We start from the raw sequence: 13,062 nt of genomic DNA on the forward strand, positions 1-13,062 counted from the left end.
CAGATGAACACTGATAAACACAGATGGGAAAGGCGGCTATCATGATTTCACTCCTGCAAGTTGCTCCAGAGCAGTGAGCCAAACATTAAAATGCTGGCATTTTTGCCGAAGCGTTTCCAGCCCGATTTTACACGCAACGGCTGCACCGGCGGTAACTTTGTCGTATTCCGGGATTTCGGCGAGAATACGTTTTGATGGCGCCGTCGTTGGTCCATCGTTGATCAGTTCAGGGTTCTGGCCGTCAATCATGGATTTGAGGTTATTGATTGGCCGGTCATGCTCCAGGTACTCCCAGTCCAACTGTTGGGGATCGGCAAGAATCAGTGCCTCGAACTCATGGAGCTGGATATAGGGGATAAAGCGCGGGTCCTTGATGTCCTGCTGCATGGCCCGTTCGAGGACCTCGACGCGTTTGTATTTATCAGCCTCGCGCAGCGATTCCTCATAGCCGGGGAAATCATCCGGCAGTGCATACAGGTCAAACATTGTAGTGAATCGGCATTCAGAATGATTGTCCTCCTTCAGCCAATTCTGAATATCCTTCTTCGCCTTCTCATAACTCAATAAGCCGCCACGGTATTCCCTAGATGCCCGTTTGTCTTTGCTGGTCAACACACAGCGGGCATCCACATAAACATCGAATAGCGCCAAGTGCGGATTGAGGACTTTTTTGGCAAACTCCTGTTCCGTTTGCCCCTCTGCGGTAATGTGCAGGCGGATCATGGCTGACCTCCCAGCACATTCTTTTCCCATAATTCGGAAAGACTGTAGCGGCCAAGCCAGTCTTTCAACTGTTCCGAATCCAGTTTTGTGAATACCGAACAACGCTTCTCCTCGTCACGCTCGACGATGACCAGCTGTTCGGGAGAGAATTCGTCAACCAGTCGCATGGATTGGGTGGCCAGCAACACCTGAGTCCTTTGTGAAGCAGAGCGGATAATTCCGGCCAACTCGGCGATGGCGGCGGGGTGAAGCCCCAACTCGGGTTCGTCCAGAACGATAAACCTGGGTAAAAGCTCTGGGGGTTGCAGCAGCAAAGTGGCCAGCGCCATGAATCGCAACGAACCGTCAGAAAGCTGGTCTGGATCAAACAGATAGTCGCTGCCCGTGTTGTCCGTCCAATTCAGGCGAACATAGTCCTTCTTACCCGGTATCGACTCCAAATTAAAGTCTCCGAATTGAGGCATCACGCGTTGAATATGCCGGACAATGCGCTCGTAGTATTTGTGGTAATCGTCATGTTCCTTCAACATTTTCAAAAATGCGGCCAAATTCCCCGCGTCGCTGCGCAGGTACGTCGCATCGTCGACATAGCCCCGATCTTTGATCTTGGCGGTGTCTGACGTATCATGAAACTGATAGGTACGGATGCCGGATAGCCATCCATAGAGGTCTTTGCTGGCTGGGTTCTTGTTCTTTTTCAACTCCAGCTCAGCACTGCCACTGGCCAAAAAGTATTCCAGCGGTAGGAGGTAACCTCTCTTTTTGTGGAGAAAAATCCTCTCCTCGCTGACGTACAATCGATCCGGCACGCCATAAGACAAGCTGACTTCATAGGTGTCCCGAGCCGTGGTGTCCTGGGCCGTTTCCGATTCAAAGCAAAGAATGAAAGACATTGATTCGGTTTGCTTGGGGCCATAGAAAAGCAGCCGGCTCACTCCTTGCTTGCCAACGTACTGCTGCAGGGCGCCAGTCGTCATGAAGTTCAGCATCGTGAAGAACGACACCAGATTGCTCTTGCCGGAGCCGTTGGCGCCCAGAAGGACAGTCACGTCTCCGAGTGGAATCTTTTGCCCGCTTTCCCCGTCAATGGATTTGTAACCACGTAGGTGAATTTGCTTTAGTTTCATACCACGCTCCTAATGAGTCCGTGTCTTTCAGTGTCCGGCCGTGTTTCGTCATATCTGGGTTCCGCGTGATTCAATCTTCTTCCTTCGCATCCAGGCCGACAATCTTCTTCAAGGCCGCGCCGAGTTTGAGGTAGTTGACCTTCACGCCGTCGTCGAGGTCGATCTCCACCTGCTCGGTGGCCAGCGGGTACAGCACCTCGCGTTCGTACTCCTCCATCTCGGCGATCATCTTGGTGATCTTCTCGATCTCTTTCAGGGCTTTGGTCTTCTCGCCCTGGCTTGCGCTTCCGCTGATGCTGACCGCTTCCAAATGGTTCTTGTGGGAGGTAAGCTTGGTGCGGAACTCGCGCAGATAGTCGTTGAGCACCACGCTGACGGTATCCGGGCGGTAGCGGTGCATGTAGATCAGCGCGTTGAAGCTCCCCTTGGGGCTGGAGAACAGCCAGTAGATGGGGCGCTTTTTATAGCGCTTCACATGGTCCGTGTAGAACTCGCCGAGGAAGTAATCGCGGATGGTGTAATTGCGCTTGCCCTTAATGTTCAGCGCCTGCTCGACGAACCGGAGATTCTCCTCATAGTGCTCCTCGCCAAAGGCCACACGCAGGAACTTGCGGAAACGCTCGGCGATGTCGTCGGTGAACCAGTCGCCGTCGAGCATGGGGATGACGTTGTCGTCATCTGGAAGAAAGTGGATAGTGGATAGTGGGCAGTGGGTAGTTACTTCAGGCTGTTCATCAGCCCGTTCAGCAGGCGGTTCACTTCCTCTGACAGATTGAGAATTGGTTGCGCTGTATCGGTCGTTACATAATTCAAGCGCTGGGCAAGCAGGATTTGGGTCTCCATCTCTGCTCTTGAACCGTTCGCAATGGACAAGAAATTCAGAAACTCCGCCGTCGATTTTCTGGCCTGACCTTCCGCTATGTTCGATGGAATGGAAACCGCTGACCGCCTGACTTGACTGGTTAACCCGTAAAGTTCCTCCTTCGGGAACTGCTTGGTGGCCTGATAAACCAGTTCCACCAAGTCCATCGCCTTCTGCCAGACTATTAACTCTCTGTAATTGCGAACGGTCGCCATTGTTTTCTCCTTCACTATCCACTACCCACTCTTCACTACACACTTTGCGGACAAAGTCCGCAAGCGTCTCGCCCTGATTGGCAAGGATCAGCCCCGGCTTGTCCAGCGCGTAACGGCCGAACATGCAGCCCACGGCATAGGAGACCAGCTCGCGCATGGTGTCGGCCAGCAGCAGCGCCTCCAACTCGTCCTCGCTCTTGTCGTTGCCGTAGCGGTAGTGCGGGTTGCAGGTCAGGGTGATCTCGTTAAGTTCAATCTTTTCATCCAGCTCATCCTGCAGACCGTAGGCGTCAATAAAGATGCGGTTGTTCTCTTCCTCCAGTCGTTGCATCTCCAGGGTCATCTCTCGCCAGTGGGCGCGGAGCTTTTGGTAGGTAGCCTTTAGAGTTGGCTGGCGGTAGTCGGGATTTAGCACTGGAAGGCTGGTGAAGTCCCAAGAAGTTTCATAGGAATCCCAGTCATTTTTTGATAACGAAACTAACGTTGATGCGTTATTTGAAGCGCTTGGGTCTACTTCGAGAACAGGAATCTTCGCAACATCGCCCACCTGAAAATGGAATGATGCATTGATAAGCGATAGAAGATAGTCAAAAAGCCGTGTATTGCTGTAGGCAAGCAATACCATTTGCTTGTTTCTCGGTGGATAGAAACAGTGACCAGAAATATCGTGAAATGTGTCGTCAGGCGCATATCTGGCGTTAAATGGTCCAGACGTAAGATCCGTCCATGTGCATTTTGCCTCTTTAAGCTTTGTCTCTGGCAGAACTGTAGCGTTTGGCTGCTGCTTTATAAACTGAGGGTTCTTGTTATACCTCAAGAGGTAGTCAAGATTGCCATACCACCTCCTAAAGGCTCCCCCTTTAAGATATTTGATCCATTTTGGAGGCATCTCTTCATCTTTGAATTCATGAAATGAGACCTCGGGCCAGAGTCGCAAATACTTGTCGTTGTTTGACGTTTGCATACCGACTTTTGGAAAACCAACGTCGCCAAATGGAGTTCCTTGCGCAAAAGCGTTCCTAACTTTTTCACTGATCCAATATGCAATTGGGCGGCCAGGTATTGTGTCAAAATCGTCCGACGAAGCTAAGTAAGGTCGGCCCTTTAATTCTTTTAGCTGATTTGACTTTTCTTGCTCATCCTCTCCATCAACGAGCCGAAGATATGTTCCTTTATATTCTCTATCAGCAATATTCTTACAGATGAAAGCCGTTGTAGAAACCACTTCGCCACCGATTGAATCAAAGGCACGAGCGCCAAGATGCGCCATGCTCACTATGGAGCTGTTGGATAAAATATTCGACCTTAAATTCTCGAATGTAGAAAGAAACATCCACGACTGCATTGTGATCATAGCGACGTATGCGGAATCTTTAGCTAAGTCCACATTGCGTTCGATAAACATTGCAAACAGGTCAGTCTTGCTTCTTTGGTAGCTGTCTTTTGCTAATACCTGCAAACGACCATTCATGCTGCGCTTGCCCATATACGGCGGATTGGCAATCACCACATGGTATTTCGGGCTCAGGTAATCGGCCTGTCGCAGGGCTTGCAGCACTTTCTGATGTGTCATGCTGATAAACAGCTGCCCGGAGACATTCTTTGACTCCAGAATCCTGAGCATGCCATCCACGTCGGTGACATCGGGACGGATCAGGGAACCGAAGTTGTCGGCCTCTTCGAACTGGCGCAGGGTGGTTTGCAGCGGCGCGGTGAACAGGTCGCGACCGACAAAATCCATGTAGTCCTTCAACTCATTGCCGTCGAAGTGCACATTCTCCAACACGCAAATGTTCGGCTTGACGCCCTTGCTGAAGAAGCGGCGCTGTTTGGCGCGGGCTTTCATGGTCAGCGCAAAGGCCGCCAGTTCCCCGGCGCGTTCGTCGATCTCGATGCCGTAGAGGTTATTATTAAGGATCTTCTCCGGGATCTCGGCGGGCTCGTAGCCTTCCTCCTCGTAGATGGCATAGAGCAGGTCAAAGGCATAGGTGAGCATGTGGCCGGAGCCGCAGGCCGGGTCGCAGATCTTGATCTCCTCCGGCTTGGTGATGCGCAGGAAATCGGTCTCGGCCTGTTCGGGTTTGATGTAGTAGTCCATCTGCTCAATCAGCTTCGAGCCGGGACGGTTGAGCAGCCAGAGGCGGCCAAGGGAGTTTTCCACCAGATAGCGGACGATCCAGTGCGGGGTGAAGAGCTGGGTGGCGGCCGGGATGTTCTCGGGCGTGATCTTCTTGTTCTTATTCAGGCCGTCGAACACCTCGTCTTTTTTCTCGGAGATGTAGAACTGGTAGAGCCAGCCGATGACTTCAACGCCTCCGGCGTTGGAGTGCAGAGTGGAAAGTGGAGAGTGGGAAGAATCGCTATTACTATCCACTATCCACTTCCCACTTCCCACTGGCTCTGCTCCGCAGGCATCCGGCGTCATCGCCTCGCGGGTATAGGCGAGGATGGAGTTGCCCGAGAGCAGGTCGTCGGGCATCAGCAGTTCGGTGTAGTCATCGATGCGCTGAAACAGGAACGGCATCGCCTTGTTCCAGAAGTTGCAGGCGGCCACTACCAGCAAGCGGTAAGCCTCCCCCTGCGGGTCGCGGCTCGGGGCTTTGCCATCGAGCAGAGCGAAGATCTGCTGCCGGACCTTGTCGTGGACCATCTCTTCGTCGATATGGCCCATCTTGGCCTCGGCCAAAATCTCGGGCTGGAACTGCCCTTCGTCGGGCGACACCACACCGATGCGTGTATAGCGGTTCACATCCATGAAGCGCAGGGCGCAGAAGCGGTTGAACCAGATGTAGGCCACCCGTTCGATGACCTGTTCCTTGCCGTGCCCCTTGATCGCCTCTTCGAGTTTTTTGATGGCCTCGGTGCTTTCCCGGCGGGCGGCGCTGTTTTCAGCGAGCACCAGTTTCAGCTTGGCGGAGACCTGCTCCAGCAGGCTGCGCCGGGCGAACTGGGCGAATTTTTTTAGTTTTGCGGTTTCCATCTAAGAATCCTTTGAACCACGAATGGACACGAATCCACATGAATAATGATATGAGCCAGCTAAGCACGGTCTTATGCACGAGTGCATAGCGATTGCACAGGCATTTATACGCTGGCGCATAAGAGGGCGCATATATTTGCGCCTGTCGCATATATTAACGCTTACGCTCATAAATCGCCCCCTTCCGGTCGCCAATTTGAACGATTTTTTCACTCCTCTTGAGGCGCGAGAGCAACTTATAGGCCTGATCCTGAGAGAGATGACACAAGTCCATGACATCCGCACGTTTGATGCTTCCGTGCTTATCGATGTAGTTGAGTACCATCTGCTCCTGCTGAATGGGTGCAAACCCGGCCTGGCGAATGTATTCCGATTTCTTTCCCGCCTTCTGGTACATATTCGCGCTGAGTGTATAGGTACGGCCTCTGCCTGTTCCGTGAGGTTCCAGAAAGCCGGATTCGACCAGTTTTTCCAAAGTCGCCCGCACATTGGCCTCCGGCTTCTGGACGGATGGCGTTAGGTCGGCGGTGGTCAAGCGTCGCTCTTCGCGGAGACGGGAAAGGATGATCAGGGAGTCAATGGGCATATTTCCCAGCTTGTCCTCCTGTTCGACGACCATCTTGAGAAAATCGAGATCGGCGGCTGCATTGGCCATTTGCACGGAAACCGTGAACTCATTGGACATGAAGTAATCCGGTGCGGGTCGTCCGTAGCGGAGCATGCCTTCATAAATGCGGTCAATCCCGCGACCAGTGCGCTCGGCCAGTCCGATCCGCTTGATCACGTCAGCAAGCAGGGGGTTACGGGAACGGGGGTCGGCGACGAGCAGATTGTCTAATGTAACGCCTTCGACAAATCCACCGGGATTGCTGATGGAGAGGCCATCGCTTGCAATCTTGACATGCACAGCACCTAAACGGCTGAAATCACGGTGCACCAGGGCGTTGACAAAGGCTTCTCGGAAGGCGCGGCGATCGTAGTTGGGAACCGGCACTCGAAACAGGCCAACTTGAATCTCCTCTTCCTCGACGCGAGCCTTAAAGAGCAATTCGACTTCCTCGAAGGCTTCCAATAGAGGCTTGCGATAAAATTCATTCACCTTGACGTCTGTGCCTTGCAACACCTGAAAGGCGACTTCGTAGGCGGGCAGATGTTGTTGCAACAGATTTTCTGTCCCCAATAACAGCAATCCGGCGACGGTTGGCCGCCTGATGCCGTCCACCTCTCGACACAGGCCCAAGGCACCATCCAGTTCGTCATCTGCCAGCGTCTGCAGAGATTGTTCTCCTCCGTATTTCTTGATGGCATTGCGAATCCGAAGCCGTTGCAACGGATCGAACTGGCTGGCGTCCACTTCCTCAAGCACCATGGCTGAGGGATCGACCAGCCCCATTGAAGATTGACGTTGAATAAACTCATGCGGGTAGAATGGCACCGATTCCGGTGTGCCATCCAGTTTGAGGCGTCTTCTTACCAGCAAGCCATCGGAGGTTGAAACCAATTGCCGTGATTTGGGCACGGAGATACGGGCGATGAATTTGCCCTGCAACTCACACCGCTCGATGCGAACCGATATGGCGGGATTGGTCTTGTTGGCGATCAGCGAAGGAATGCCCGACACGTTCAGATGGTTGGCATGCAAGCCGGTCACCGTGCTATCATCCTCCACGCCAAGCAACAGGTTGCCGCCTTCGGTATTGGCTAATGAAACGACCGTAGCCACCAAATCGCGGTCCGGCAGGCATTTCAGATCGCTCTTGAACTCCAGCATCAGGCTCTCGCCCTGCTGAATCAGCTTCTCAATTTGGTGTTCATTCGTGTCCATTCGTGGCCCTTATATCTGGATTCTCTTTCCCTTGCGGATTTCATCCAGCAGTGCCTCGCGCATGGATTCCAGGTAGCGTTCCACGTCGGTTTCGTCGGCCAGCCAGGCTTTATCGAAAGAGACCTTCAGCGAGCGGCTGGGCACATACTCGATGCGCGGTTCCGGCTTGACGGGTGGCGTGGGTTTCGTAGCTTCCTCCGGCGAGGCGGTTTCGCCGGGTTCCGGTGCAAGTTCGGGTGTTGGTGCCGGTTGTGCCCAGGAGGTCATCTGCGAAAGGAGGTGCTGGTAGTCGCTTTCCTCAAACCGGCGCAGGGTGTCGCGGATAACGGCCATCAGCTTCTGGCGTTCGATGGCCGCGTTGAATTCGTTGAATGGGCGGGTGATCTGCTCCTGCTGATCGCCGTTCAGTGCGCCGAATTCAGCCATGCCGCAGAGGCGGCCTTTAAGAGCGGCGACCGTCTCCTTGGCCGAGGCAATCTCGGCCTCGAGTTGGGCCGTAACCTTCGCCTGCAGGGTATCGACTTGCGTCTTCAGCTGCTGCATGCGGTTGCTCTTGAAGCACTCCGGATCGGTCAAGTGGGCGAGCACCTGAGCGGTTTCATCGCCGTCGATGTAGGCAAAGTTGGGCTCCTGGTTTTGCACGAACGCGCGGGCGTTATCGAAAATGCCTTTCTGCGGGCCGCTCATGAATTTGCGGACAGGATCAATGACATTTTCCTTCATATCGAGCAGCGCGTCTTCCTGGCGGGTGAGTTCGGTCAGAAACCAGGTGTAGGGCTTGCCGGTCAGCTCCTTGAGCTTCTCAAGCACCGGTGTCAGCGCATTCAGGAATGGATACTGGGCTGCCTGTGCCGCCAGCGGGGTGAGCTGATGCATGAGTGCCTGGAACGCAGTACCTGTCTCCTTGCCGAGCGCCTTCGCTTCACTGGCGGGGGGCGGGGCGTCGAAGAAGTCCGCAAAGAACCCCTTGAGGGCGCGGACCTGCGACGCGGTAAATTCGACCTGGGGTTCCAGCACCACATTGCCGTGGCCATGGTTGTTGCGCAGCGCCCGTTCCAACTCGTCCTCTTCCAGCAGATTGCCGTCGGCGCGAACCTCAACCTTGCCGCGAGCGCAGAGGTTGGCCAGGGTGCAAAGCACGGCGGCGTAGTACCAGCCGTAGGGTTTGCGCTCGAATTTCTCCAGCAGGTTTTTCAGCGTGGTACGCACGCCTCCCCGGTTATTGCTCTGAATGAACGCCAACAGCTCCTGCTCGGACTCGGCCAGGGAGGTGGCGTCATTGCCGAACAGCCCTTGTTGTGAATGCTTGAGGCATTTGGCGATGTCGTTTTCGGTGTAGGTGATGCCGCGCAGCATGCGCAGGTTTGGATAGGCACGGGAGATGAGCTCGTGGAATCCGCGCAGCACCCGGGTCTGCGCATCCTCAGAACCGATTTCGATGTCGGCTCCAGCCACGAACAATTTGGCCTTGCCCATCAGGCTTTGCACGCGCTGCTGCAGCTCGGCATACCGTTCCCCGTTCTGGAAGCCCTTGTCGGTCAGGATGCGTTTGACCGCCTCCTGTTGCGTGATCGAGATATTCTGGCGGATGTATTTCTCCGTCCGCTTGTACATGAGGATGTCGCGAACGAGGCGTTCATCCGCAGGCATCAGGACCAGCAACTCGTCCCGGCCCATGCTCTGCATCCGCAGGATGGACTCGCTTTCGGCGTTTTCATGGAACGGACTGATCACATGGATGGCCAGCTCGTACTCGCGCCCGTGCAGTCGGTCATCGAGCTTTCTGGAGAACGGGTAGTCCTGGCCATTCTCGTCGTAGCGAATCTTCCGATGCTTGATGACGTGGTCGAAAACAATCTTCTCAAGTTCGTCGGCAACATCCGATGATTCCACCTCGGTGTTTTTGATCTCCTGCTCGATGTCTTTTTCCTCGTCGGTCAGGTATTCGTAGAGCTCGCCATTGCGCTGCACATAGGTCTGCTGTTCCAGGAGACTGAGGGCTTCTTCTACCTGTTTTCGCAGCGCGGGCAGATCCTGATTGAAGCCGTCGAGCATCAGGACGCACAGGTTGCGAAGAGTCGGCTTGAACTCCTTGACGTATTTGACCAGAAAGAGCGTTTTCAACAGCCGGATCGCGAAGGGACCATCAAGGTGGTTTTCTGCCTGGATGATGGCGCGCTGGATGTTGGACTTCAGCGCGGTACGAATCCCCTCGAACATCAAGTCGAAGGTCGCCAATTGACCGATTTCATGATTCCCGATCAGGATCGCAACCTGCTGAAACACCCCAAGCATGGAGCGTTCGCCAACCGAGCTGTGCTTGCCCTCGAAGGCGCTATGCTGCGACAGATTCTGAATGACCGACTGAAACAGCGCAAACTGGTACGGGATAAACGGATAGCTCTGAATGAAGTGCTCCCTATCCCGATAATTCCGGTAGGTCTGCGAGCCGTCGGCAAAGTCAAACAGGGTCTTAAAATTGTTGGACTGCGCGTGATAAATGTCCGACAGCAGGCGGATGCCTTCTTCGTTTTTCGTCAGCAGACGCTTCTGAATAACCTCTGCCACGTCGGCGCTGGTCAGCTTCATGCGGTTGGCGAACCGGGCCTGGATTTTCGAGAAGTCGTTGCCTTGCTGTTTGCCCATCTCGCCGACAACCGTCCCCATGTCCTCCTGAGCAGTCACGATGACCCAGGCGCGGCCCCGGCATTTGGTGGCCAGGCTCTCGGCGATGGTCTGGAGGTTGGTCATCAGCTTGACGTTTTCAGCGATGTACTGACCGACCTCATCGACAAAGAAGTTCAGGCGGAAATCGGGTGATTGCCGCTCGATAAAGGCATTCACCTGTTCGGCAAAATCTTCGATGGAGACACGGTACTGGCTGCGATATTTATCAAGTATCCCTATGGTCGAAGCCTCGTCACCACCGGTTGTCCGGGCATAGGCTCTGGCAATGTTTTTCGCCTCCAGTAGAGCCTGCTCGCGGCCTTTTTGCCATAGTCTGCCGGCAGAGGATTCATAGGCCGATTTGAACTGTTCGTAGAGGCCACGGCTGTCGAGGTCGCGCTCAAACTGGGCAATGTGCCCCTGCTTGCCGTAGTAACCGCACATCTCGTCAAAGACCTTGACAAAAACTGCGAGGAGCGCATCGATCTGGGTCTTGCTGATGACGTCCGCTTTCTGGTCGATGTTGAACAGGATGCTCTTCGACGGGATGGCGACGGCTCGTTTGAGATCACCGCGCAGGATTTCGTTGTCGCCACACTTGGGCAGGAACAAGTCAAGTGCGGAGGCCCCGTCGATCTGCCGGTTTTCGAGCAAGAGCGCCAGCATCTTCAACAGGTGGGATTTACCTGAACCGAAGAAGCCGGAAACCCAAACACCATTGGCACCTTCATAGTTGTTGTAGGCGTCCAGAAAGGATTCAAGCCGCTTCTCGACTTCGTTGGTCAGCACGTATTCTTCAATCTCGAGGCGAAGGCAGGCTTCATCGTCAGCTTTGATGACCCCTTCAATCGGGCGGTCTACTGGCTTGTTAAAAATGGTCTTAAGTGTCATCACGCTTCCCTCGTTTATGCTTCGCAGTGAAAGATGTTGAATGCCCGATAGTACTTATCGTCACGCAGCCTGCCGAAGAGATCGAGCGACGTTCCAGATTCCGGGGAGTAGGTGTAGGCTCCCGGGAAAAACATGACGGTCGGCTTTTCTTTTGCCGTGCTCTGCAAATTGTTCAACACGTTATGCGAGCGGATGTAGGGGAATACCTCGCCAACACCGGACAGAAACAGAACCTGGAAATCCGTGCTTGCCAGCTTGGCGGCAATGGCCGGAACAAGATGCGTTTCGGGGTCCAGCATGCCTTGCAATAACTCTTTGAACTCCTCTTTGGGGACAGAATCCTCAACTTCGATAATCCGGTTCCAGGTGTCTTCCTCTTTGAGGATTTCTATCGAAAGGTCATACAGATTGATCTCCAGAATTCGGACACCGGCCTGCTCAAGGCTATTGACCAGCAGACGCAGGAGCCGCTCCATTTCGACGGACTCTTCCGGCTTGTAGGGGCAGATAAAGAACGGGACCTCGTTGCCGAGCCCTTGCTTATTGAGAAAACGCTGGCCTGAGATCACGGCAAAGAGATGCTGAAATCTGTTCTGCATCGGCATTCTGGCACTATCTGCTTTCACTACGCCATCCCCTTCAGTTCTGATTCAAATACAGGGAAGTGCAAAATATCACTGCGGCTGCCTTGATGGATCAGAGCCAATAGTCTCGGACTGAGCATGGCAGCGTGGATCATGTTGTTGGCCGATATGAGGTCTGCTTCGCGAAGAATCTTGAACAGGACCTGCCGCAATTTGCCTCGTGTCGCCGGGGTGATCTCATCCAGTTCCATATGCCACTCGGATTTCCGGTTGAAGAAGGAATCATAATCCTCGTGGGTCAGATCGCATTTCAATGTGATGTAGCGCTCTCGAAGCACTTCGACGGCAAAATCAGCAATGAATCTGTACCGGCGGCAGACGGCGAGCCATAGGAGATAAGCCTGCTCCTGGTGGCTGCCCGCAACCAGGAATTCACGTTCGACTGGGCTCAACGTCCTAAGTCGAGAGATGATCTCGCTGCAGACTCGCTTGCGCGTATTCAGTGTTCTGGTCTGCAGTAGATTTTCTGCGATGACCTTGTCTCGAACAGAGTTCCAGTCGCCAAGATCAAGATACAGCGCAACCAGCTCCACCGATTCACGGTGAAATAGACTGCCCGTTGTAAATGACATGCTGTATCTGTCGTTACTCATTCTTGGTCTGGGATTTCGTTTTGTTTTGTTCCGCCGCCCCGCCAGTATTCACCCCTCCATTCGCCTCGTCTCTCCTCGGCGTCCAAAGGTCGCGCAGGCAATGAGCGGACAGAACACGCGTGTCGCCTGGGAGGCAAAGGGATGTCACGGCAATTTCCGGCGTGGTTCGTAGGGCTGCGCCTGGCCTCTGGCAAACTGTTCGCGACATCGGCAGGGCGCCTCCTCCCACGCTCCGCCCATATACAGTCAGGCGCCATGGCTGTATATGGTCACGCGCCTTGCCAAAGCTAAGCTGGAATGCCTAAAAATCAAACCGGCGACTACTGAGTCATGCGACTTTCTATGCACGAGATTGGTATCGCCAGGCGCGAGTCCGGCAATTTGTTGTTGGTGCCCGTCGGAAGTCAACCACGGCGATTTGTTCCCGGACACGAAAAACCCACGGGCGCGCCGGAAGACATCGTCGCGGCGTTCTTCGCCGACAAGCTCGAACTGGGCGCCAACACCTGCGACCACTAGGCGACGAACGTAACCA

The 13,062-nt window shown here is 54.2% G+C and carries 8 protein-coding genes; 1 reads left to right on the plus strand and 7 read right to left on the minus strand.

Going from position 1 to position 13,062, the window contains the following annotated elements:
* Window positions 1-39: 39 nt before the first annotated feature.
* From J3R75_RS17485 to J3R75_RS17515, 7 genes are all read right to left on the minus strand, one after another.
* A complete protein-coding gene (locus tag J3R75_RS17485) occupies window positions 40-723 on the minus strand; it encodes a DUF4276 family protein (RefSeq protein WP_307264357.1) in 684 nt (227 codons plus the stop codon).
* Complete coding sequence (locus J3R75_RS17490) at window positions 720-1,850, minus strand: AAA family ATPase (RefSeq protein WP_307264358.1); 1,131 nt, start codon at window positions 1,848-1,850, stop codon at window positions 720-722. The genes J3R75_RS17485 and J3R75_RS17490 overlap by 4 nt, the downstream gene beginning before the upstream one ends.
* Before the next feature lie 70 nt (window positions 1,851-1,920).
* Entirely contained in the window at window positions 1,921-5,907 is a 3,987-nt protein-coding gene (pglX, locus tag J3R75_RS17495) for a BREX-1 system adenine-specific DNA-methyltransferase PglX (RefSeq protein ID WP_307264361.1), read from the minus strand.
* 154 nt (window positions 5,908-6,061) lie between these two features.
* Window positions 6,062-7,732 carry an ATP-binding protein gene (locus J3R75_RS17500; protein ID WP_307264364.1) on the minus strand — a complete coding sequence of 557 codons (1,671 nt, stop codon included), beginning with the start codon at window positions 7,730-7,732 and terminating at the stop codon, window positions 6,062-6,064.
* Between the two features lie 9 nt (window positions 7,733-7,741).
* On the minus strand, window positions 7,742-11,290 hold the full coding sequence (gene brxC, locus J3R75_RS17505; protein ID WP_307265549.1) for a BREX system P-loop protein BrxC: 3,549 nt from the start codon (window positions 11,288-11,290) through the stop codon (window positions 7,742-7,744).
* Window positions 11,291-11,304: 14 nt separating this feature from the next.
* A complete protein-coding gene (locus J3R75_RS17510; protein ID WP_370882408.1) occupies window positions 11,305-11,895 on the minus strand; it encodes a DUF1788 domain-containing protein in 591 nt (196 codons plus the stop codon).
* Window positions 11,896-11,915: 20 nt separating this feature from the next.
* Window positions 11,916-12,527: a DUF1819 family protein gene (locus J3R75_RS17515; RefSeq protein ID WP_370882374.1), complete on the minus strand. Its 612-nt coding sequence runs from the start codon at window positions 12,525-12,527 to the stop codon at window positions 11,916-11,918.
* Window positions 12,528-12,869: 342 nt separating this feature from the next.
* Here J3R75_RS17515 and J3R75_RS17520 point away from each other — a divergent pair, with 342 nt between their 5' ends.
* Window positions 12,870-13,046, plus strand: a complete 177-nt coding sequence (locus J3R75_RS17520; RefSeq protein ID WP_307264372.1) for a hypothetical protein — start codon at window positions 12,870-12,872, stop codon at window positions 13,044-13,046.
* Window positions 13,047-13,062 lie beyond the last annotated feature (16 nt).

It is taken from the genome of Oligosphaera ethanolica, from assembly GCF_030814695.1.
Taxonomy (GTDB): Bacteria; Verrucomicrobiota; Lentisphaeria; order Oligosphaerales; family Oligosphaeraceae; genus Oligosphaera; species Oligosphaera ethanolica.

Excerpts from the sequence above, each read along its gene's own strand:
- J3R75_RS17485 (WP_307264357.1), bottom strand. The coding sequence starts at position 723 with ATGATCCGCCTGCACATTACCGCAGAGGGGCAAACGGAACAGGAGTTT.
- J3R75_RS17490 (WP_307264358.1), bottom strand. The coding sequence starts at position 1,850 with ATGAAACTAAAGCAAATTCACCTACGTGGTTACAAATCCATTGACGGG.
- pglX (WP_307264361.1), bottom strand. The coding sequence starts at position 5,907 with ATGGAAACCGCAAAACTAAAAAAATTCGCCCAGTTCGCCCGGCGCAGC.
- J3R75_RS17500 (WP_307264364.1), bottom strand. The coding sequence starts at position 7,732 with ATGGACACGAATGAACACCAAATTGAGAAGCTGATTCAGCAGGGCGAG.
- brxC (WP_307265549.1), bottom strand. The coding sequence starts at position 11,290 with ATGACACTTAAGACCATTTTTAACAAGCCAGTAGACCGCCCGATTGAA.
- J3R75_RS17510 (WP_370882408.1), bottom strand. The coding sequence starts at position 11,895 with ATGCCGATGCAGAACAGATTTCAGCATCTCTTTGCCGTGATCTCAGGC.
- J3R75_RS17515 (WP_370882374.1), bottom strand. The coding sequence starts at position 12,527 with ATGAGTAACGACAGATACAGCATGTCATTTACAACGGGCAGTCTATTT.
- J3R75_RS17520 (WP_307264372.1), top strand. The coding sequence starts at position 12,870 with ATGCACGAGATTGGTATCGCCAGGCGCGAGTCCGGCAATTTGTTGTTG.